Here is a 24,429-nt window from a genome sequence, read left to right as displayed (position 1 = left end):
GACACATCACCCATCAAACGAAACACTACGCATGAAAAGGTTTTTCTCTATATTGTTTTTTGCTGTCTGCGCCCTGTCCATGACAGCGCAGGAGCAGGAAGGGTACGACTATGACTTCAAACGCATCCTGAACGATTACTTCAACGCATATTCCGTTGAGGGCTACCGATACAGGCACACCAAGGACATTACAGACAACGAAATCTGCATTGACGACTCCTTGCGCAGAATAACCATTCATGCCTCGGAATCGTTCTGCAATCAACCGCTCACCCCAAAGCGCGTGCTTGAGATAGAGCAGCACATCAGTTACCTGTTGCCTATGCCGTACAACCTTTACGGCATACACATCATCAACAACGACAGCCTTTCTCTCGAAGACCTCATTCCCAACTACGAGCGCACCGACAGCACTACAGACCTCTCACGCGTATGGGCAGACATAGACCACCGCGGTAATGCCTGGATGAAAAACATCTCACGCCCCTACGAGATTACGGGCGGACTGGAAGGACGGCATATCATGATCTGGCCCAGCCATGGTCGTTATTACAAGGAAGGCAAGTGGGAATGGCAGCGTCCTTATCTGTTCTGCACCACTGAGGACCTCTTCACGCAATCCATCGTTCTGCCCTATCTCTTCCCCATGCTCGAAAATGCCGGCGCCATAGTGTGCGACCCACGCGAACGCGATGTGCAGACTGCAATGGTGGTGGTGGATAACGATGCAGAAAATGATGATGGCACATATAAAGAAAACGACGAAGGCGGCTTGTCGTGGACAACTACGGAGAAAGAGGGATTCAAGCCCAAAGACACACCTATCACTGACGACGACAAGCCTTTCAGTAGCGGTACAGCGCGAAAAATAGGTGTAACGTCCAAACGTGAAGATGCAGCCAGAGCCATCTGGACACCCAACATTCCTCGCGACGGACACTATGCCGTCTATGTGTCCTACCAGACATTGCCCACAAGCATAGACGATGCGCACTATACGGTATATCACAAAGGCGGGTGCACAGAGTTCATCGTCAACCAACAGATGGGCGGCGGCACATGGCTTTACCTCGGCACATTCGAATTTGAGAGCGGAAAGAACCGCCACAGCCGGGTAGAACTTAGCAACTACAGCACATCGATTGGTGAGGTTACTGCCGATGCTGTGCGCTTCGGAGGTGGTATGTCGCTCGTATCGCGGGGCAGCGCAGGTGTGAGCGGACTGCCGCGCTTCATTGAAGCAGCCAGATACAACACACAGTATAGCGGTCTGCCCTACGAACTCTTCACACGTGGCAACACAAGCAACGACTACAATGCCGACATCGCCTGCAGACCCAACTTCCTGAACTATCTCGGCGGTGGCAGCGTATTTATGCCGCAGCGAGAGGGGCTTAAGGTGCCTTTCGAACTCTCTGTGGCAGTTCATAGCGATGCAGGCTATCGTGCAGACAATGGTGTTTTCGGTTCACTGACCATCGGCACTTCCACAGGCGATGGTGGTGCCAAACACTTCAGTTCCGGACTGTCGCGCTATGCTTCTGCCGACTTTGCCAACATGATGCTGAAAACCATGACGGAAGATATGTCGGGCTATCTTGACATGATCTGGACTCGCCGTGAAATGTGGGACAAGAACTATGGCGAGACACGCATACCCGATGTGCCTTCCACTATACTGGAGTTTATGTCGCACCAAAACTACGGCGACCTGAAATACGCTCACGACCCATACGTAAAATTCCTGTTCGGACGCTGTTTCTACAAAGGTATCCTGAAATTCATCAATTTCCAGCACGGCATCAGCGACTTCGCACTCCAACCGTTACCCGTAAAGAATTTCTCCGCACAACTCAGCAATGACGGCAAGGAGGCAATTCTGAGATGGGAGCCCACTATTGACAAAGTTGACTCTACTGCCAACCCAACCTGCTACATTGTATATACGAAGCGCGGAGACGGCAGTTTCGACAATGGCATTAAGGTAGAGGGTACAAGCACCAGGATTACTATTAGCAAGGGTGTGCAGTTCAGTTTCAAGGTACAGGCGTACAACAAGGGCGGTGTGAGTTTCCCGTCTGAGGTGTTGAGTGTATATTCCTCTAAAGGCGCCAGTCGCAAGGTGCTCATTGTCAACGGCTTTAACCGAATCAGCGGCCCGGCACGTATCGAAACGCCCGACAGCATCGGCTTCGACCTGAACAAGGATATGGGCGTTCCGTACATCTACAATGCTTCCTATTGCGGTCCGCAGACCAACTTCAAGGCATCAGCAGGCGGTAGTGAGGGACCGGCAGCACTCGGCTACAGCGACAATTCCATGCAGGGAAAAGTATTTGCCGGCAACACGTTCGACTATCCGTACGTGCACGGCAAAGCGATTGTCGCATCAGATATGGCATCGTTTGAGTCTTGCAGTCGTGGCAGTCTGGAAAAAGGGGAGATTGACCTGAAAAAGTATGCCGCTATCGACTTTATAGCCGGTCTGCAGAAGGATGTGCACTACAATATGCAAGACTACAGCATTTTCACGCCCTCCATACGTCAGCAATTAGAAACATACACACGCGGAGGCGGAAATATATTCATCAGCGGCTCCTACATTGCTTCCAACCTGACGAAATCCGAAGACCGCGACTTTGCATACGACGTTCTTCACTATACTCATGCAGACACTTTGTTTGCCGACTTCGCTGAAGACATCAAAGGGCTCGGTAAGACAATTCCAATCTACCGCACGCCGAACGACACACATTATGCCGCTGTAGATCCCGACGTGGTGATGCCTGCCGATGATGCCGCATTCAGTGCGTTTGCATACGCTGAGGGACATTCTGCAGGCATAGCCTACAACGGAAAGGACTACAAAGTCATTGCTACCGGATTCCCGTTCGAGTGCATAAAAGAAGAGAAGATGAGAGCCACGGCTATGCGTGCCATCCTGAAATTCCTGTTCGGAAAATAACAAGACATTCCAATAACTGTTCTATCTATGACTATACAACTCAACCAAAAAGGCAGCCGCCATTTGGAAATCACAGAAGAGAATTTCCTCACTATCCGCAAATATGCCCTATTTGCCAACCTCGTTGACAGCACGGGATATGTGGACGAAGCGGTACTCGATAAACTGAAACTCAACATCCGTTCGCTCATCGCCTCGCAGACTGAAGACAGTAAGGACCTGCTCGACCTATGCATCGACGTGATTTACCACGACCACATGAAAGCCTTCGGTTTGCAACAACTCATCAATGCTTACAATGGTTGGTTAGGCGAGCAAACCGAAGAGAGCATAGAAGCCGACTCCACAACCGAAGCCTAAACACAGGTTCACGTTTTATGTCCGATTATCGCCTCACAGACTGGCTTCCCACTACTCGCAAGGAAATGGAACTTCGCGGTTGGGACTACGTTGACGTCATCATGTTCAGTGCTGATGCCTACGTGGACCATCCATCGTTCGGCATGGCGGTTATCGGCAGACTGATTGAGGCTGAGGGTTATAGGGTGGCTATTGTGCCGCAACCGGACTGGCACGGCGACTACAGAGACTTCAAACGCCTGGGGCGACCGCGCATGTTCTTTCTCATTGCTCCGGGAGCGATGGATTCCATGGTGAACAAATACACCGCCAACCGCCGTCTGCGCTCAGAAGATGCCTATACACCCGACGGGCGCCACGACAAGCGACCTGAATACCCGAGTATAGTATATACTAAAATTCTGAAGGAACTATATCCCGAAACGCCCGTGCTGCTCGGCGGTATAGAAGCATCGCTGCGCCGTCTGACGCATTACGACTATTGGCAGGAGCGTGTGCGGAAATGTATTCTATGCGACAGTGGTGCTGACATGATTATCTACGGCATGGGCGAACTGCCCACTGCAGCGCTGCTGCATCTTGTGGAAGACAAACTGCTGCACGGCAGAAAGGAAGCACATTGCAGTACAGATGATTTCCAGCAAGTGGTCAGGAAATATCCCATTCGCCAGACCGTAACTCTTGAGAAGAAACAGAACATTCCGGGCGGTGTCAGAGAGGACGACATCATCCTCTGTTCTCACGAAGAAAGCCTTACTGACAAAAAGAAATACGCCGCCAATTTCAGGGTGATTGAGGAACAGAGCAACAGGATGGAGGCACAACGTCTGCTTCAGGAAGTTGATGGACTTTTCTGTGTGGTCAATCCACCCTACCCTCCTATGACAACGGCTCAGATAGACCGTTCGTTCGACTTCCCTTACACCCGACAGCCACACCCCAAATACAAAGGCAAGCGCATTCCTGCCTACGAAATGATAAAGTTCTCAGTGAATATCCATCGCGGCTGTTTCGGTGGTTGCGCTTTCTGCACGATTTCGGCACATCAGGGGAAATTCATCATGAGCAGATCCAAGGAAAGCATCCTGCGCGAGGTAAAGAAAGTGGTAGAAATGCCAGATTTCAAGGGTTATCTCTCCGACCTCGGCGGTCCTTCTGCAAACATGTATGGCATGCACGGGAAGAATCTTGACATCTGCCGAAAATGTAAACGCCCATCATGCATCCATCCCAATATTTGCAAGAATCTTAACAACGACCACCGCCCACTGATAGAAATCTATCGTGCCGTTGATGCGTTGCCGGGCATCAAGAAGAGTTTCATAGGCAGCGGCATACGCTACGACCTCATTCTCAATCACACCGGCGACAAGGCAATCGACAAGGCAAACATGCAATATGCCGAAGAGGTGATTACGAAGCATGTTTCGGGGCGTCTGAAAGTTGCACCTGAACATACGAGCGACACCGTGCTGAACCTTATGCGCAAACCTTCGTTCAAACAATTCTATGACTTCAAACGAATTTTCGACAACATCAATCGCAAGGCAGGCCTCAATCAGCAACTCATTCCCTACTTTATCAGTTCGCACCCTGGATGCACACCCGAAGATATGGCAGAACTCGCTGTATTGACACGTGATATGGACTTCCATTTAGAGCAGGTTCAGGATTTCACTCCCACACCAATGACCATCAGCACAGAAGCGTGGTATAGTGGCTACCATCCTTACACACTCGAACCCGTGTTCTCTGCCCATTCGCCGGAAGAAAAATTGCGCCAGCGTATGTTCTTCTTCTGGTACAAGCCCGAAGAACGTGGAAAAATCATCAGCGAGTTGCGGCGCATAGGACGCACGGATCTCATTGATAAACTCTTCGGCGAGAAATTATATGGTAAGAATCACACATCCCGACAACAGTCACAACATGACCATCAAAGAAAGTTTTCAGGCCGCAAAAAGTCCACAAACCACAACAGAGGACGGAATCGCGGTGACAAATGATTTTGCTGCCGTAGTGGATGGCTCCACTTCGAAAGGCACACTCTTGCTCGGTGGTAAGTCGTCGGGCCGTGTCGCAATGGAGATTGTCTGTGAGAGCATACAACATTTAGACGCAAACATCACGTCAGCGGAAGCCGCTAATAAACTTACAAACGACATTAGGCAACTTTACATAGAAAATGATTTGCTTGAAAACGCCATTGCGAAGGCAGAAAACAGATTTACATGCAGTGCTGTGATTTTCAGCAAAAGACGTCGTGAAATATGGTTTATTGGCGACTGCCAATGTCGGTTTGGCGGGCAGACCTACACCAATGAGAAGTTAGTGGACCGCATTCTTGCCGACATCCGTTGTGATGCGATAGAGTATTTACTACGACATGGACACACTATAGAAGATTTACAACTAAAGGATCTTGGCAGGGCCTTCATACTCGATGCGCTTAAAGACCAATGTAATTTTCAAAACAGTAAAGGCGACAATCCTTTCCTTTATGCGGTAATCGATGGGTTCCCTATTGACGAAGGAATGATAAAGACAATTCATGTGCCACCCCATATCCATGAAGTCGTTTTAGCATCCGACGGCTATCCTGTAGTCTGTGACACACTGGATGCTACCGAAAAAGAATTACAACGCCTGTTAAAAACCGACTTACTTTGCTATAGTGAAAACAGATGCACAAAAGGTGTGATGGCAGGTGCTGATTCTTATGATGACAGAACCTACTTAAAAATAGAAATTAAATAAACTTATGGCAGTACAAACTATCTACAAATACTTTCCTAACTTATCAGACATTCAACGCGAACAGTTTGAGGCTTTGGATGGACTCTATCGCGAATGGAATGCCAAAATCAACGTCATTTCTCGTAAAGACATTGATAACCTTTATGAACACCATATCTTGCATAGTCTGGGTATTGCGAAGGTTTTGTGTTTCCGTCCTGGCACCAACGTAATGGACGTTGGCACAGGTGGCGGATTGCCAGGCATACCGCTTGCTATTCTTTTTCCTGAAACTCACTTCCATCTAATAGATAGCATTGGTAAGAAAATTAAAGTGGCTACTGCCGTATGCGAAGGTATAGGACTGAAAAATGTCACATTGGCACACCGTAACGCCATCGAAGAAAAAGAAACGTTCGACTTCGTGGTCAGCCGTGCCGTAATGAACCTGTCGGAACTTGCCAAATTGGTGCGAAAAAACATCAGTAAAAAGCAAAAAAATTCTATACCAAATGGCATTGTCTGTTTGAAAGGCGGCGATTTGCATGGCGAATTAGAACCTTTCAAAAAAAGTTGCGAAACATGGAATTTGAGCGACTTCTTCGATGACGAATACTACGAGACTAAAAAAGTGGTATATATTCATGTATAAAAACGATATATTATGCTGAATATAAAGACATTTATTGTAAACCCATTAGGTGAAAACACCTACTTGTTATGGGACGAGACAAAAAAAGCCGCTATCGTGGACTGCGGTGCATTCTTCGAAGAAGAAAAAGCAGCAATAGACAGTTTCATCATCGAGAACGAACTGCAAGTGGAACGCTTGCTGCTGACACACGGCCATTTCGACCATATCTTTGGCGCACAGCATATTTACGACCGTTATGGCATAGGTCCGGAAATTGGTGAAGATGATGTTCTGAATTATCAAGCTGGGAAAGAACAGGTGCGTCTCTTCATGCACCGCGACATTCCTCTTGACTTGCCGCCACTGAAAGGTACATTTCGCAAAGGCGACATTCTGAGTTTTGGCAACACTACCCTGCAGGTCATCGCCACACCCGGTCACACGCCAGGCGGGGTATGTTTCTACGATGCAACCGATAGCGTATTGCTGAGCGGAGATTCTGTTTTTCAAGGGAGTATAGGACGAACAGACCTACCCGGGGGTAACTACGAAACACTCATAAAAAGCCTATCGGAAAAAATCATGACATTGCCGGAGAATACACGCGTGCTTCCTGGCCATGGCGGTGAAACGACAATCGCTTATGAAAAGATGTACAATCCATATTTGTAAGTTCTTGATTTTATATTTTAAACTAGTTATCTTAGGCTATGTAAATCTTTTAATTAAGGAACTATTATGAATATTCTTAAATCATTAGTCTTGATTGTTAGTCTTTTAATGTCAAAGAGTCTATATGCTCAAGATAGTCTTTCGTCAACTGTTGATACCTTAGAAATTGTAGAGGTTACAACGAAAAGAATTCAACAACGAAATACAGGTTCTTATTTGATTGTTACGAATAAGATTCGGAATAAGCATTTTAATGCATTAAGCATGCTCAAGGAATTTCCTTCAGTGCGTTATAATCCAATAAATGAGCAGATTAAGATAAATGGAACGTCTGGCATTGCATTTCAAATCAATGGATTGGATAAGAGTTCTGAAGAAATCAAAAATATACCTGTTAATGCTATTAAAGGGGTTGAAATCATTAATCAAGTTGATGGTCTGCATCTTGTAGAAGGGGTTCGCTATGTTGTTAATATAATATTAAAGGAGGACTATCATGGGTTTGATTTGTTCGCTCGCAATTTTTTGATTATGTCTCCTACAGGAAATAACGGCAAAGATATTGTGGCATGTGAACAGCCTTCTTTGAGTATGCAATATCGTAGTAGCAGATGGGATGTTAATGCAACTGCTGTGTATGGGCGATTTGATTGGAATTATCCAGTTCTTGCTGTAAAGGAATACGACAATAAGATAATGAAGTCACTTGATTATTCTCCAAGTAATCCAAACCAGTTAACAACACGGAATGAATTCGCATATCGTATTGCGGCAGACTACAGGATAAATAATAATAACATTATTTCATTCAATGCATTATATAATCCTTTTAAATATAGAGAGAAAACCGTCAATTATTTTAAGAATGATAATGGTGATGACATTGGGATTCTTGAAGATATAGAATCAGACACTAAGGAACACAATATAAAAATAAGTTTAGGTTATAAAACAAAATTCTTTGATAACTGGTCACTTGGAGTTTATTCAGGACTTAATTATGTTTTTAAAGACAACATGAATTGTGCTGATGGGACTACATCCGTTTATGAGCAGAGTAAAAAATATTCTTTCAGCAAATTAAATACTCAATATACCGGAATCAAAAAGTGCAAACTGGAGTTTGGTGCAACCTATATTTCTAATTTCTACAAGACATCACAGAGTCTGATATCTGCAAAAATACATAGCAACCGTTATAATATTTATGCGTTCGGAACATATAATCCTTCTGATTCCTGGTGTTTGAGGGTTGGATTGGCCGGGATAGGTATCCATTCAGCGAATGAGAAAAGATTTAACTTTCAACCGACAATAAAATTAAATTTCACTTCACCTAATGAGAACTTGAAGTTTGACTTCGGATATGTTAATACCCCCAATTACCCAAAACTATATCAGTTGTCAGAAGCAACTTACAAAACAGACAGAGTAATTACACATCAGGGAAATCCAAATCTCAAGGCACAAACTTCATTGCATCAATTTTCAGGAACTATAGCTTTTCACGATATAGCTTTACATTCGGAGATAGAATACAATAGAAATGGAATAAGTAATTACTATTATCAAAATAGTAATGGAAATTATATTCTGTCGTACGAAAATGCTCGTTTTTTCAGTAACTCTACCATACTGTCTTATTCTTTGGATTTATCCTCAAAATTTAATTTGGAAGCTGGCATTGGTTTTTGTCATAATTCAGTAAGCAATAATAATTTCCACAAAAAAAGCAAAACCAGATTTATTGGTAATGCTGTCCTGAATTATTATAATGAAAAAAAGGCATTTTCTGTTTCATTGGAATATAGTAAAGACAAACAATCCATGTGTCTACTGCAAGGCATAAAAGAGACAGGGCAGGATCTTTGCAATCTCACAATTCAGAAGGTTTGGTTGAAAGGTAGGTTACGTGGGCAATTTATTTATGCATTACCAATTCATTGGGGACTAAGCTCATGGCAACATGAGCAAGTTGATGCTGGTTTTTATAAAACAAAACAGAGCCTTAATCTAAAGACGTATGATAATATGTTCTTTTTGCGACTTTCCTATCAGATACATAAAGGAAAGAAAACAAGAATATTGACAGATTCTGGAATTTACGATGATGAGACCAAACAAGGCAGAAATTTGATAGGGCATGAATAATGCTATTGATGTTTAATTATAAATCATTTTAAAATGAAAATGACACATCCTTCATAGAAATGCTTTCAAAACTTAAGATGCTTCACATTTTCAGTGGTAGTAACGCTTTAAGACTTTCTTTAGGCTCTGATGATTTAGGGTCCGATAATGACCCCAGTCTAATAGGTTCTGGAAGTGGTGCTGTCTTCGCATTTATATAAGGAAATGCAAAACGTAAACTGTAAAAATTTGCTATTAGTAAATATAAGCAAGAATAAATAGTTGGTTCATGAAAAAATTGATATTCACATTAGTATTTGCTACGGTTGCAATTATGCTTTCTGCACAAACAGTAATTCCTGCAGAAAAGGCTGATGTGCTTCGCGTTAACAACCGCCCTGCACTGGAAAACCGACTTTTCAGCAGCGAAGCCGTAGAAGCAAAAATCAGAGAGGTCGTTGGTCTGCTTACGAACAAGCGTCTGGCTTGGATGTTTGTAAACTGCTTCCCAAACACACTCGACACCACAGTACATTTTGACGAAAAGGATACTGACGGACTGCCTGACACGTTCGTCTATACGGGCGACATTCCTGCCATGTGGCTACGCGATTCAGGCGCACAGGTATTTCCCTACGTGAAACTCGCCAAAAATGATGCGCATCTGCGCAAGATGCTGGCTGGTGTGTTGCTGCGACAGTTCAAGTGCATCAATATCGATCCTTACGCCAACGCTTTCAATCGCGAGCCCAATCCCAATGGTGGATGGATGAGCGACAACACAAAGATGACTCCGATGCTTCACGAACGCAAATGGGAAATCGATTCTCCATGCTACGTGATACGTCTTGCCTACGAATATTGGAAAGTTACAGGCGACACTTCTGTTTTTGGCGCATCTTGGCTTGATGCCATAAGGAACATACTTGATACATTCCGCGACCAGCAGCGCAAAGACGGACGCGGCAACTATAGTTTCCTGCGCGTTACTGACCGACAACTCGACACGATGAACAATGGCGGTTGGGGCGCACCTACAAAGCCTGTTGGACTCATTGCATCCGCTTTCCGTCCGAGCGATGATGCTACAACATTTCTGTTCCTTGTGCCTTCCAATTTCATGGCAGTAACCCAACTGCGGCACGCTGCAGAAATTCTGACAAAGGTAAATCATAGCACAGAGTTGGCTGAAGAATGCAACACACTCGCTGATGAAGTTGAAAATGCGCTCAAGAAGTATGCCGTTTACCAACATCCAAAGTATGGCCCAATCTATGCTTATGAAGTAGATGGATTCGGTAATCAACTTCTCATGGACGATGCCAATGTGCCTTCGCTGCTTGCTATGGCGTATCTGGGAGATGTTCCAGCAGACGACCCTGTTTACCGCAACACGAGGCACTTCGTTTGGAGCGAAGACAATCCATACTTCTTCAAGGGAAAGGCTGGAGAAGGTATCGGCGGACCGCACGTGGGTTACGACATGCCGTGGCCTATGTCGATTATGATGAAGGCATTTACCGCCACCGATGATGCCGAAATCAAGCACTGCATAGAAATGCTCATGACCACCGATGCCGGTACAGGATTTATACACGAGTCGTTCAACAAAGACGATGCCACGAAATACACCCGTGACTGGTTTGCCTGGCAGAACACACTTTTTGGTGAGCTTATCATCAAACTCATTGACGATGGAAAAACAGAATTGCTCAATAGCATTGAGATTGATTAATGACAAGAAAGATTACCAAATCTTAAAAAACAATACATTATATTACAAAATTTATTGGAAGGTCTACAAATAATAAATATTAGCTCCCTATCCGCTTTCATAGCATATAGCAATGCTTCAATGAGTTTTGATGACACACGCATACCCATGCATTACCGCTTTCCAAAAGCAATTATCACTGCTTATGGTGCTGTGGTACGACAGACTAAAAATAATTTTATGGTATGTTGATGATATATAACATCACAAATGTAGGGAAAGAGGACAGATTTTCCATAATAATACAAAATGGAAACTACGTGCCTTCTTAGGTCTTTGTTTGAAAGTTTCTATAGTGGATTATTAACTATTTGTATATAACTAAAACGCATTCATATTTAATCATGTCATCGAACTTGTTCGTTTGAAAAACATTTGTTCTCCATGAATTATCATGAATTAACTTTTATTTTTGCTGTTATAAAAATATAGGTCATTGCATTTGCCCTTACAGGACGCATTGGCAACGATGAAAAGAAAACCTTAGGATTTATTCCAAATACAAGACGCTGTGCGTAGAAAACGTCTAAAAAACTATTAGCTCAAAATATATGGGTAATTCATGGCAATTGTAGAGGATTTTTATTCTCCATGTAATTATCAAATAATTGACCATTAGTTTAGTATCTTTTTAAAAAAGTTAGGCGCACCTTTTGATGCGCCTAACCTATTTGTTTAATATATCTTATCTTACGATGCACTTTTGTCCATCGATGATGTAGATATTGTTCTTAATTACATTCTGTGGTGAGATACGGCGTCCTTGGAGATCGAAGATTGTCTTCGAGCCAAGTAGGTCAATATTCATCGACAGAATGCCGGTAACAGTGCTTATGTCAATGACGAACGGATGCTTGGGAGAGCCATAGACTGCATCCTTCTCGTATGTGAGTGTCTCGTTTGCATCTGCGATGTCATTTCCTACCACAATCTTGAAGGTAAGCTTTGCTGAGTCGTCACCAGGAATTGTTAGGTAAGCAATACCTCGGCTGTCTGTAACAGCTGATGCACGACATTCGTCATCGATAAAGATACCTAATTCCGTGTTGCTCATCGGCTGTTTGCCATTCATAATCTGTACAGTCATGATGGCATTACCAGAGTAGTTGCGGAAATCAACTGGTTTGAACGTATTGGTACCCAAATCTCCAGCCTCTTCTTCAAGAGCTACGATCTTCAACTTAGGTGCCTTGGCTCCCGTGATAGCTGAGTAACCATAGATACGCTGGTTGTTGGTAGCACTCTTTACCATATATCCTGCGCCCGGTTCCATCATTGGGATGGTTCCTTCCCATTCGTATGTATCGAAATAGGAAATACCACTCTGAGCTTTGAGAATATCTCCATCTACTGGTTGCATTCCTGCTAATGCATCACCCACAGTGGCTACTTGACGGCCGTAATAGCTTACCCAGTTCCATCCTGGATTGATGGTAATGGTAGTATTGGAAGAATTAACGCCTTTACCAAGGACACGCAGAGTGCAGTCATTCTTCATCTGAACGGCATACATCTGACTATTGTTCAGTGCGGCAGTCATGCTACCTGCCCATTCTCCGTCTTCATACATCAACCAGCCATTGTTCTGACTCTTGATAGTGATAACTTCTGTTGCAATCTTCTCGAAGATGGTCTGAGTATTCATGTCTTCAGCCTTAACATTGAGAGAAATCCAATTCCAACCGGCCTTCAGTTCTGTAGACTGCTCTATCTTGTCGAGCAAGTTGAACACCACAGGATCAGCATACTTACCAATGAGTGTAAGCGCTTCAAACTTGATGTTTCTATCAGGCTCAACAGCAGGATAGAGATTGCCGGTCAAAGCATCGTATGCACGGAAAGTGATTGGCTTGTTCTCATCTCCGCTATTGCCATAAATATTGATGGTTGCATAGTAGCCGTCGTAGCGATCCTTGTATTCAAGGTGTGCTACTCCGCGGCATTCATCGCCCACGAAGGCAGCCAATATGTCATCGGCATCAGTCAAAGGCATACCAAGCAGTTCTACTCGACCGATTACGTTCATCGATGTTTCAAAATCTCTTGGATTGAGGTTCCATTGTGGCAATTCTCCTGTGACACAGAAGTTGAGTGTGAGTGGTATCTCAATGCCATCGTTACCCTTCAGATAGATGGTTTCTTCGTATTTACCGATAGGTGTTGCCGGATTAACGGAGAATGTAACAATAGTCTCGCTCCTTGGATTGGTAGAACCATATTCTTCACTTGGAGTGAGCCATGATGGCATACCGCTGAGTGTCCACATCTGCTGTTGGCCTCCATTGTTGACCACTGTAGCTGTAAGGGTGGTAGCGTCTTTAACCTGATGTTGTGCGGTGATAACGTTTTCCTTCCATGCAAGCTCTTTGCGGTTTACGAATACAGACCAAATAGCTGGTTCTGAGAAGTTGCCATTAACATCTCGCAGGTCGCGTACTGTTAGGTTAATTGTACATCCCTCAATCACTGCGGGATCTTCATCGAGTTCGATAACGACCTTGTTGTCAGATGCTACGAAATTGAAACTAACATTGGTTTCTATCGGCTTGGTGCGCAAAGCAGGTGCTTCGTCAGTATAATTGATATCTGATTTCTTAGAAGCCAGAGTCAGAAGTTGTGCGGTATGTCCGCTACCGGTAAGGTCAGCATCATTACCCACGGTCTGCAACTGATTACCACTGTCAAGCTGTCTCTTTTCAAACGGATAGTAAACCACGAGTCCGTCTTCGTTTCCTACAAGGCGAACTTTGCGGTACTTATTCAGCAGGTCAGCGTTGAGGGTTGCATTCCATACTCGGATTTCGTCAACCTCACCCTTAAATGGACGGTCGTAGCTGTAAATACCAGGAGATACAGAGGTACGCTTAGCTCCTACCATCAGTTTGTCAGCTGAGATTGCACCAACATTTGCTCCATTGACTGTGAGGCAACGTTTGCCATCAACATATACGGCTGTTGCTCCCTGTCGGAGAATGTTGACTGCGATATGGTGCCATGCGTTATCAAGGATATTTCCGCTTGAGGTAGCAATGCTTTCCATTTGAGCAGCCTCCTTATAGGCTCCCTTAATTGTGAACTGAAGTTCACCTTGTTCATTCGTCCAGAGACCAACTTCGCCTAACTGCAAAAGCTGTGCTACAGCATCTTGTTTGTCGCCACGTACCCAGAACTCAATAGCACCGTCATCTTCCGGAAAGGCGTTGATGTCTGCGGTATTGATACTTACGTAGTGCTGACCATCGAGGCTGACAGCCTTGTTCTCATTGTTGATATACCATGTTTCGTTAGGCATTGTCATGTGGCGGTTACGAGCATAGTCGCGTATTACTATACCTTCGCCTTCATTCATCTTCCAGTAACCAATAAGGTGGCGTGTTGATGGACTCTTAGTCTTACTGCGGTTAGCCAGAGCAGTAGATATATCGTGAGCCTCATCCCAAAGCAATAGTTCGTGGATAGCTCCACTGATATTATTACCCACAGTCAGTGGACCATTACCGCCGTAAATATTTACTTCTTTGTTTTTGAAGAGTTCCGTCTCGTTTGCATCGTCAGCCACGGAAGCAGTAAGCATACCGCCAGCGGTAATGTTCATTGTCAGGAATGCCCACTTGTTGGTAGGTATTGATCTGGTAGAAGTGTAAGACTCATTATCAATCTTCACCACAAGTTGGTTGGTTTCATTGATGCCGACAATGAGTTTCTTGGTACCACGTCCGTGTGAGAGCAATGTGCCTACTCCACCTTTAAGGTTAATCCATGCATCAATGCTGAAGTCCTTGTTTGCCAACATAATGTCGGCATCAGTAGTTGCAACATTCTCTGCACCACTAAGGTTGAGGGCTGTCTCATGGTCAATTTCTGCACCATTGAGTACACCGGTTACTTTGAAGTTTGCTGTCTTTGTGAGTTCACCCTTAAGAATATTCTCATTGAATGTTACACTCAAGTCTTCGCCAATGTCGAGCACACCGTCTGCTGGTTCAGGCTGTCCGAGTGGACGCGGACGCATCATGTCCTTAACGAGCGACAGCTCTTCACTATATCTGTACACTTCATCTGGGCCATAAGTTGCCACCGAAACGACACGGAAAGTGTAGTTGCCATCATTGTAGTCTGCCATTGGGAGCGGCAGGGCTACATTAGCGCCGGTACTTGGCAGCATCTCGTTGCTGTTGGTCTTATCCTTGCTATTGAGCACAAACTCTTTGAGCTGTATCCAGTCTGTAGTGCCCGGTCTCTTATATTGCACGCGGAATGCCTTGAGATTGTGATAGTTGCGATCGAAGTTAGAGAATGTCAAAACGAGGTCGCTTCCAGTCTCGGTGTTCATCAAAGAATTCGATATGGCAAGTTTCACATCCGACGACGAAGGCACGAAGTGCGCAGAAATATATACAGTGTCGGAAATTACTTCCCAGGTACTTGTCGGGTCATACTGGAACTGAGAAGCAAGTACGACTGCTATATTTTCGTAGTCAAGGATACTGGTATTGGTTTGCTTAAGTTGCAGTGCCTTGGTAACAGTCTGTCCCGCCGGTATCTTGATGATGCGACTGTCTGTAACTGGTTTACCGTCTATCATCAGATTTGCACCGTTAGGATTCGACTCATCTGGAATAAGGAGTTTGTAATAAACATCCTCGTCAATCTCCGATTGGTTGCTAAGCTGCAACGTATAGTTGGCAGCCGTACCTGTAGGCACGTCGTTCATGATAGGCACATCTACAGCAATCTTCGGCACCTCAATCTGCATTGTGGCTTCCATGATAATAGTGCCCGGTTCATAATACTTGGTTACAACTTCTCCCTCGTATGGGTTGCAAGTCTGACCACCGCGTGTGCGGAAGATAGGTCCGTAGCCGTCATAATCAAAGATATCAACTGTGATAGCATCGTCATCTCCTTCTTCAGCGAGTGTGTAACTGAAAGTGGTCGTGTTCGCTGTTTCGTCTTCAGTGGACTCGTGACGTCCGCCCAAAGTTTCATTTTCAATCGTGCAGTCAAAGCCTAAGCCAGCAAGTGTAAATCCGAATGTATTCGAAGCTACGACACCGGCGGCGCAGTTCCATTCGTAAGTATGTTTACTAGATTCATCTTTCTGCAATGTATAGGTAATGCTTGAACCTGAGTCGAACGAACGATTGAGTTTCAAGTATTTGTCACGCTTCTCAAAAGCCTTCACCTTAGCCTCTTCATTCTGCTTGAGATAAATCTTCCAGTTGTCAATCTGAGTGCGCACCCACTTCACTGAGTCTTCATACACTATGCCTGGCAGCATAAACTTTGGAGGCTTAGCCGTATAGGTTCCGGATTTACCATAGTCAGCATCTGTTGGTTTGAGAGTGGTGAAATATTTCACCTCACTGCTATTATTCTCATAGCTGTCTATGTCTGACTGCGTTGGTGCATAGTTAAGGAATTTGGTGAGCATCTGCTCCCAGTTGGGGAACAGGACATTCTCAATGTAATAGCGTGTATAGGTGAATGCAGTACCAAACTTCATACCAGTGGTCACGATATTCTCCAGTCCGAGTTTCACACCACTTCCATCACGCTGGAATCCGATGTTGCGGGCTTTACCGAAAATAATGTTTGTGGCAGTGCCGACAAACACATCGCCATTGTCACCCACGTATTCCGGTGCTCCAGAAGTACTGATGTCGGTCGTGATAGTTGTTACGTAAGTGTTGGTGTTGGATGACTCACCCGAAGCCTCCACTTTCACGCCGACAGACAAATCGTCTGCTACTTCTGCTTCAGTGATAGTACCGGTTGCAGGCGTACCTACGATGACTGCATTCTTGAAGCCGAACTTATGGTTAAACTTCGTCGTGAAATTCTCAGAGAAAGTACTTCCCTTAATTTCAGAGTGTGTTACACTTTCTCCTGATGTCCATGTTGCAGATGAATTTGTTCCCGGTGGGTCGCGCAGAATCATGAGCAACTTGTCGGGACCTGCAGTAACGAAGTTATTGCCCGTTGGCAGATCACCCAGTATGATACCCGTCATTCCGTTTCCAGACCAGTCGAGAAGTCGTCCTTCTATGTCATAATTAATAGATATCGTACGTGTGTAAGGTTCTGCAATATTTGGCAGACCTGCTATCCATTTGTATGTCGTCTTACCATTATCATCGAGTGTCAGTTCGTTGGAAGTAATGTCGGCAACTTCACCGGCTTTCACATCTACACCGTTCACATTGCCATCTTCCACATACACACTCTGTGAGGCTGAGAGGGCGTTGTTGACAACTACTCTGTTACCCTTGAGAGGCACATGGCTCTTAACGTCATTGTCGGCATTAGTGTATTCCTCGAAGCCTTCGATTTCGAATGTGTAGCTATCTTCCTTGATGAACAACGGGGCTCCATATTTATATGTTACCGTTCCGTTATCATCAACGGAGTAGATGTCGTTAATTTCCAACCGACCCAGTTCATCCTCTAATGTAAACTCTGATATACCGAACGAACCGTCATTGCGCCCCTGCTGTTTTACGATGAATGAAGGTGAGCTGTGATATGTCTGCTTGAGCATTGTGTTGTACTCGTACAGTTCATATTCAGTACCATCTTCATTATAAAGTGTATCGCTTTGCACCATATTGGGGTTGGTGAGGTCAATGCTTACAGATGGTCCGACTTCTGCACCATTGCCCACAACAGTCATCTTGCTTACAGTATACTGCAGTGGTGGCACCATTGCCGAGAACTCACCCGTTACGGAGTCTGTGCGGATGTACAGTTTCTTGGCATCAGTATTTGCACCGCGCCATGAGTTGCTATTGATATGGGAAGTTGCGGATGCTATGGGCACTGTGTTTGTATTAACATCAATAGATAGGACACCTTCATTTTCAGTCCTCACCACATTCATATTCGGCAGAGTGTTGACCGGTGTCAGGACAAATTCTGTCACACCAATATTGTTCTTACTCTGCGCGAAACCTACGGGCTTATTGCCCTCTATGCTACCTCCGACAATGCGACCTGTAAAGTTGACGAGTGTCTCATCATAGAAATCAAGGCCGGTAATTTTGGAGTTGAAGTTTTCGGTTGTACGCACAGTGTCTGAAGCTGCGGGATAGCGTCCTGCATTTGTAAAGACATGGCCGCTCTTGGCAACAGAAATAAAGTGCTCGCCAATAGGCACACTGATTTCATATTCTCCGGCAGCATTACTGTAAACCACCTCTCCGTCTTTAGAGCAGATGATACCATCCACATAGAAACATACACCTTCCACTGGATAATCGGTACCGGCATAGTAAACAGTACCCTTCACTGGGAATGAAGAGATATCAGTAAAATCTACCTGGTTGTGTACCAGTGAATTATTACTCACATAGCGCAGATTCTGAGTAGGATTAAAGTCGTGGATACCCAGTTTAGGCTCGATGGCATAAGTGGTGCCCTCGCCTGTAAATGGGATACCCTGAATGATATAGTTACCATCTGTATCGGTCTTTGCTTTAAGTGCCAATTCAGAAGGTGTATCTGTGGATGATTGTACACTACTGCCAATCCTTCCATGATGCTGATGATATACACTACCATCGCGTGAGTAGTCGAAGAATTGTGTGTTCAAGCCTTCATCGAAGGTCCAATAAGTTTCCAGATTCCTTTCGTTGCCCACGAGCATATGGTCGTAGTTTTCCTTAATCTCATCTTCTGTAAGAGATTTTGTCCATAGACGGAACTCGTCAACATAACCCTTGAAGTTGCCCAGTTCAAACCGTTTTGCACCAATCATATTCAGGGTGTCAACATTGTTTTTGAGCGTCTGCCTGTTCTTTCTCACGAGCAGGGTGCCATCGGTATTTGCATCTATCAGGTAGCATGTGAGATTCTTTCCGCTGCGGATCATCGCCACGTGGTTGTACTTATTTCTCTTCAGCGTGAGTCCGAAATTATATTCATTGGTTCCGTCGCTAAAGATGAGTTTGCCACTTTCATTGAAGCCAAGTGCCACTTTGTCATTGAGTCGGGCCACCCATTTCTGTGCAAACTCTTCCGGTTTAATCCACATCTGCATGGAGAAATCGCCGCGGCTGAGTTTTTCTTGAGCATAGGTAGGTTCGGGATACGTCCATGACACAGCACCACCATCGTTGATGAATCGCATAGAGCGGTACTGAACAGAATCCTCGTTCATAGAACCCGTCTTTTTCACCATCACTTGCACGCCAGCCACTGCGATACCGGTAGATCCATAGGTGACACGTCCGCTCACCGTACCGGTGGTCTGTGCAAAACCAATGTCGGTGATAGCGGTTTCAATGAGCGAGCCGTCGGAACATTTATCAAGCACTGTGACCCTATAGTCATAGTACTGTCCCGGCAGCGGTGTCTCGTCGGTATAGAAAACGTATTCATCGCTGCTCGAAGTGCGATGTAGCGTTACCCAAGGCTCAGTTTCCTTCTCGGCACGACGACGGTCAACGATGTATGTCTTGGCATCTGTGGAACCTTGCATATTCACTCGCCATGACAATTTCACCGTACCAGGGAAGACACCCTTCGTGGCATCGAGAGAATAGAACTGCGTACCATTGCCGATAGCCTTCCTATTGACTGTTGCCTCATTAAGTTTCTTGCTGCCTATCACACCCTCAATGCGATAATTGTGTGGAGTACAGCCATTGAGCGGCTCCTCTACATACGGAACACCAGTCACAGGGTCAGTAAATGCTTTGCGATCAGAATGCTTATCTGTTGTTCGGTGCTCCCACTGGAAATCTTCCTGATTATCATTTGGAGTGATTGTAGCGATAGGACTTTTTTCATTGTCCACATAGATATTGAACTTGTTACCCCAACCGCTGGGATAGCCATCAGATTTCCATTTAAATATGATTCTATCGGATTCACTTTTAGCCTCCGTAATATTTACAGGTACTCTTCGAGTTGTGTTCACTGTTGCAGTTCTGACTGCATTGCTGTTTTTCGTACCACTGGGCCAGAAGTTTGACACATAGTAAGCGCTATAGGTAACATTCGACTCGTTGGTAAATTCTGTATCATCGAATGAAAGTGGTCCTTCGGGACCCACGGTGGCTATCTTCGCATTACCACGATATATTTCCCATTTGTAGTCTTTGTAGTTACCCGGAATATTTCCTACTGCCCAATCCAACTCAACTTTTCGGTATAATTGGTTAAACTGAGCAGTAAAACTTGATGGTTGGACTACCGGTGGGCTAAGGGTAACCGTCTTACTTGTTACTTCACTTGCATTGGCGTATGAAGCGTTAAGGCGATATTCCACGTTGTAATTGCCAACATTCTTCGCCGTTGGCAGGTTTGTTGTCCAACTGCCACCATTGACACGATATTCCATTGTGCCATAGTTGCCACTTGCCGTTTTAGACACCAATGTTTTGTTAGTACCATCATACACCGGTGCAGCCATAGTGGGATGCTCCTTGATTTTCAGTGTCTGTGTGGCAAATTTCTGGTGTAAATAAATGTAATCACCACCTGCTTGCTGATTCAAATCACAAGCACCGCTACGTCCTTCTCTCCAAACTACATGGTGGTCGCTAGTATTATTTGAGACAGTGAGTCCAGTCATGACTCGTTTAGAACCGCCCCAAGAGCTTAAATTCTTGCGTTCTTTAGTATAATACAGGTAGATGAATTCACCTCCTGCGTTCTTATTCAAATCACCGTCAAAGGCAAGAGGTGTACTGTTAGGAACTTTATAATAAGTCCTACCATCATAGACTAACTTAGAGTTATTTTTAGTAGAAGCACAGATATCTGTTATATAGTCAGTTTCGGGATTGGCATTATCACTTACCTTATAGCACAAATATATAAACCAACCACCGGCGTTTTTGTTAAGGTCGTAATTAATAACAGTCCAGCCTTCTTTTTTCTTCAAATCTTTTAGATTATTTGCCGTTGATTCCTTATCATGACCTATAATAAACAAATCAGTAATATAGGCCTGGGCAAAAGCACCTGTACTATAAATCAAGAGCATAAGCAGGAAAGCCAACCGCTTCCCCAACCATAACTTTTCTCTTAACGGCTCCAGCCATCGGCTTTGCCGCGCACGCCTATCACCGTCTCTCGCATGACAAGCATTAGAGCTAAATGAAGATCTCTTTTCCATAAACTTCACGTTTTAAATGTTAATAATAGTAATTTAAAATATAAAATAATGTGTTTGCTTAAAGCAAAATTATTTTCGTTGTAAATTTAACATCCATATATTAAAAAAAAAAAAAAAATTACATAATTTGTTAATTATCTTAATCAATACTTTAATTTTTGCAATGTACACATGTCAATTTGCTATATTAAAACAATATTTTTTGTTAATAAACCATAAATTACATTGTACAAACATCACATAAAAAAATTTTGCATTATAAGCATTTTTTATAAAATTGAACCACGTCGTTGAGCCTTACTCGTGTGTAAGGCAAGAATTACACTAATGACACGAATTATTTTTTGAATTTTAGCCGTTGTCTTTTATTCTCCATAAATCACCGTCAATTGACATTAATTTTTTGATTTGCTCGCTTACGTTAAATTATCATGAATTTCCATTTTCTTTCATTTTTAACTCTTTGTTAATTTTTCCCGCAGAGCATTTTCCTGTTGTGCTCGCACGAGACATCAGCAAAAAAAAATCCGGCTATCAAGCCGGATAGTTATATTATTAAAGCAAAAGGGTGCTCTGTCTTATTCCGATAACATCTGGTCTATACTTTCAGCAGCTTTTTTGCCATCACCCATGGCGAGGATGACTGTTGCACCACCACGTACGATGTCGCCACCTGCGAAAAGGGTTGGGATATTTGACTGCATGTTCTCGTTTACTGCGATAGTACCTTTACGTCCGAGATCAAGACCTTCCACGCTATTCGGAATGATAGGGTTCGGCGAGACACCGATGCTTACTACGACAAGGTCTACATCCACTGTCTCTGTCGCACCTGGAATTGGCTCCGGACGGCGGCGTCCACTGGCGTCGGGCTCTCCGAGTTGCATTTTCTGGAGTACCATTTTCTGTACTCTACCTTGTTCATCGGCAAGGTATTCGATAGGATTGCAGAGGGTATGGAAAATGACGCCTTCTTCTTTGGCATGACGCACCTCTTCGATACGTGCAGGCATTTCTTCTTCACTTCGGCGATAGATAATGGTTGCTGTTTCTGCTCCGAGACGCTTGGCTGTACGCACAGAATCCATTGCAGTGTTACCGCCACCGATTACTGCCACATGCTTGCCGAACACGATGGGTGTGTCACTGTCCGGATTTGAGGCATCCATAAGGTTCACGCGAGTGAGGTATTCGTTAGACGACATGATGTTGATAAGGTTTTCGCCTGGGATACCCATAAAGTTGGGTAGTCCGGCACCACTTGCCACGAAAATGGCGCTATAGCCTTCCTCTTCGAGTTGTTTGGTGGTGATGGTCTTACCTACGATGCAGTCCTTCACGAATTTCACTCCGCTGTTCTTGAGGTTGTTTATTTCAAAATCAACAATTTCGTTTGGCAGACGATACTCCGGAATACCATACTTAAGCACACCTCCAAGCGCATGTAGCGCTTCGAATACTGTTACATCGTAACCGCGACGAACAAGGTCGCCTGCGCAAGTAAGCCCTGCAGGCCCGGAGCCTACGACAGCCACCTTCTTTCCCTTCTTTTCATTTGGCACGATTGGTGCCACGGCATTATGCTCGCGTTCATAGTCTGCAGCAAAGCGTTCAAGATAACCTATTGCCACAGGGTTACCTTTCGTCTTTAGATGAATACATTGGCTCTCGCACTGTTTTTCCTGCGGGCAGACACGTCCGCAGACAGCGGGCAGCGAACTACTCTCCTTTATGGCATGTGCAGCCTCAACAAATTCGCCTTTCTCGATATGTTTGATGAAACGCGGTATGTCGATGCTCACGGGGCAACCTTTTACGCAACCGGGATTGTTGCAGTCAAGACAGCGTTGTGCTTCCGCCACAGCCACTTGGGCTGATAGCCCGCGATTCACCTCTTCGTGTAGGCTCGTGGCACGATAATCTGCATCGAGTTCTTCCATCTCACAGCGCTGTTTTGCCATGCGCTCTTTGGGAGTGATTGCCTTACGCAGTTCTACGCGCCACTCTGCATTGCGACTCTTATCCTCTTCAGTTTCAGCACCGATTTCCTGGGGTGCAGACTGTACTTTTACTTCTTCTGCGTCTTCTTCCGATTTTTTCCAGCAATCGCATTGGTCAAGTTTAGACGCATGTGCTTCGTATGCTTCCATCTCCTGTGGTTTGAAACCACCAAGACGCTTCAGCATTTCGTCGAAATCAACCTCATGTCCATCAAACTCCGGACCATCAACGCAGACAAACTTTGTCTTTCCACCAATGGAGATACGGCAAGCACCGCACATACCTGTTCCGTCCACCATGATGGTGTTGAGCGAAACATCCGTAGGAATGCCATATTTCTTGGTCAGGATACAACAGAATTTCATCATAATGGCAGGACCAATGGCGAAACACTTGTCAACCTTCTCGCGATTGATAACTTCCTCCATACCCTGCGTAACGAGTCCCTTCTTTCCATAACTGCCATCATCCGTCATGATGATAACTTCATCCGCTGCAGCACGCATTTCATCTTCCATGATAATAAGGTCCTTGTTTCGTCCGGCAAGGACTGCAATTACTTTATTGCCAGCCGCTTTCAACGCTTGCACGATGGGTAACATTGGTGCAACACCTACACCGCCGCCCGCACAAAGCACAGTACCATAGTTTTCAATTTCTGTAGGCTTTCCAAGTGGACCTACTACATCGGTGAGGTATTCGCCCTCTTTCATCTTGATCAGTTTGGTTGAAGAAAGTCCCACAGCCTGAACTACAAGGGTGATTGTACCTTTTTCCACATCGGCTTCGGCTATTGTCAATGGTATGCGTTCGCCTTTTTCGCCAATTCTCACGATAACGAAGTTTCCTGCCTTTCTGGAGCGCGCAATGAGTGGTGCTTCAACAACAAGTTTGAAAACTTTTTCAGAGTATAGCTCTTTCGAAACAATCTTATTCATTTTATTTAATTATTATGTTATGTCTGTTTTTTGAACTCGCAAAATTAGCCATTAATTTTAAAATTCACTATATTTGCAACATTATTATATGGAAAT

Annotated in this window: 10 protein-coding genes; 8 read left to right on the top strand and 2 right to left on the bottom strand. The window is 44.5% G+C overall.

Going from position 1 to position 24,429, the window contains the following annotated elements:
* The first annotated feature begins 31 nt into the window (after positions 1-31).
* The 8 genes from C7Y71_RS11655 to C7Y71_RS11620 all read left to right on the top strand — a co-directional run bounded on the left by C7Y71_RS11655 (position 32) and on the right by C7Y71_RS11620 (position 11,232).
* Positions 32-2,965 carry a golvesin C-terminal-like domain-containing protein gene (locus tag C7Y71_RS11655; protein ID WP_111899117.1) on the top strand — a complete coding sequence of 978 codons (2,934 nt, stop codon included), beginning with the start codon at positions 32-34 and terminating at the stop codon, positions 2,963-2,965.
* Between the two features lie 27 nt (positions 2,966-2,992).
* On the top strand, positions 2,993-3,325 hold the full coding sequence (locus tag C7Y71_RS11650; RefSeq protein ID WP_111899118.1) for a hypothetical protein: 333 nt from the start codon (positions 2,993-2,995) through the stop codon (positions 3,323-3,325).
* 17 nt (positions 3,326-3,342) lie between these two features.
* On the top strand, positions 3,343-5,331 hold the full coding sequence (locus C7Y71_RS11645) for a YgiQ family radical SAM protein (RefSeq protein WP_111899119.1): 1,989 nt from the start codon (positions 3,343-3,345) through the stop codon (positions 5,329-5,331).
* Positions 5,255-6,082, top strand: coding sequence for a hypothetical protein (locus C7Y71_RS11640; protein WP_226943486.1), 828 nt, complete (start codon positions 5,255-5,257; stop codon positions 6,080-6,082). The genes C7Y71_RS11645 and C7Y71_RS11640 overlap by 77 nt, the downstream gene beginning before the upstream one ends.
* A 4-nt stretch (positions 6,083-6,086) precedes the next feature.
* The gene (rsmG, locus tag C7Y71_RS11635; RefSeq protein WP_111899120.1) at positions 6,087-6,713 is read left to right on the top strand and encodes a 16S rRNA (guanine(527)-N(7))-methyltransferase RsmG; all 627 of its coding nucleotides are present in this window, start codon (positions 6,087-6,089) and stop codon (positions 6,711-6,713) included.
* Positions 6,714-6,725: 12 nt separating this feature from the next.
* Positions 6,726-7,367 (top strand): MBL fold metallo-hydrolase, encoded by a 642-nt coding sequence (locus C7Y71_RS11630; protein WP_111899121.1) that lies wholly within the window; start codon positions 6,726-6,728, stop codon positions 7,365-7,367.
* Positions 7,368-7,433: 66 nt separating this feature from the next.
* Positions 7,434-9,518, top strand: coding sequence for a TonB-dependent receptor plug domain-containing protein (locus tag C7Y71_RS11625; protein WP_111899122.1), 2,085 nt, complete (start codon positions 7,434-7,436; stop codon positions 9,516-9,518).
* Positions 9,519-9,831: 313 nt separating this feature from the next.
* Positions 9,832-11,232 (top strand): glycoside hydrolase family 125 protein, encoded by a 1,401-nt coding sequence (locus tag C7Y71_RS11620; RefSeq protein WP_226943606.1) that lies wholly within the window; start codon positions 9,832-9,834, stop codon positions 11,230-11,232.
* A gap of 724 nt (positions 11,233-11,956) precedes the next feature.
* On the opposite strand, the gene C7Y71_RS11615 is transcribed toward C7Y71_RS11620, so the two are convergent.
* Both C7Y71_RS11615 and C7Y71_RS11610 read right to left on the bottom strand, forming a co-directional pair.
* Positions 11,957-21,160: a LamG domain-containing protein gene (locus C7Y71_RS11615; RefSeq protein ID WP_193215926.1), complete on the bottom strand. Its 9,204-nt coding sequence runs from the start codon at positions 21,158-21,160 to the stop codon at positions 11,957-11,959.
* An 812-nt stretch (positions 21,161-21,972) separates the two neighbouring features.
* Positions 21,973-24,333: a bifunctional dihydroorotate dehydrogenase B NAD binding subunit/NADPH-dependent glutamate synthase gene (locus C7Y71_RS11610; RefSeq protein ID WP_111899125.1), complete on the bottom strand. Its 2,361-nt coding sequence runs from the start codon at positions 24,331-24,333 to the stop codon at positions 21,973-21,975.
* Positions 24,334-24,429: the final 96 nt, after the last annotated feature.

The organism is Pseudoprevotella muciniphila (assembly GCF_003265305.2).
GTDB lineage: Bacteria > Bacteroidota > Bacteroidia > Bacteroidales > Bacteroidaceae > Alloprevotella > Alloprevotella muciniphila.
This window is presented reverse-complemented; position numbering and strand designations above follow the sequence as displayed.

What these genes read in the sequence shown, in the direction of transcription:
- C7Y71_RS11650 (WP_111899118.1), top strand. Translation starts at nt 2,993, where the DNA reads ATGACTATACAACTCAACCAAAAAGGCAGCCGCCATTTGGAAATCACA.
- C7Y71_RS11625 (WP_111899122.1), top strand. Translation starts at nt 7,434, where the DNA reads ATGAATATTCTTAAATCATTAGTCTTGATTGTTAGTCTTTTAATGTCA.
- C7Y71_RS11620 (WP_226943606.1), top strand. Translation starts at nt 9,832, where the DNA reads ATGCTTTCTGCACAAACAGTAATTCCTGCAGAAAAGGCTGATGTGCTT.
- C7Y71_RS11640 (WP_226943486.1), top strand. Translation starts at nt 5,255, where the DNA reads ATGACCATCAAAGAAAGTTTTCAGGCCGCAAAAAGTCCACAAACCACA.
- C7Y71_RS11630 (WP_111899121.1), top strand. Translation starts at nt 6,726, where the DNA reads ATGCTGAATATAAAGACATTTATTGTAAACCCATTAGGTGAAAACACC.
- C7Y71_RS11655 (WP_111899117.1), top strand. Translation starts at nt 32, where the DNA reads ATGAAAAGGTTTTTCTCTATATTGTTTTTTGCTGTCTGCGCCCTGTCC.
- C7Y71_RS11610 (WP_111899125.1), bottom strand. Translation starts at nt 24,333, where the DNA reads ATGAATAAGATTGTTTCGAAAGAGCTATACTCTGAAAAAGTTTTCAAA.
- C7Y71_RS11645 (WP_111899119.1), top strand. Translation starts at nt 3,343, where the DNA reads ATGTCCGATTATCGCCTCACAGACTGGCTTCCCACTACTCGCAAGGAA.
- rsmG (WP_111899120.1), top strand. Translation starts at nt 6,087, where the DNA reads ATGGCAGTACAAACTATCTACAAATACTTTCCTAACTTATCAGACATT.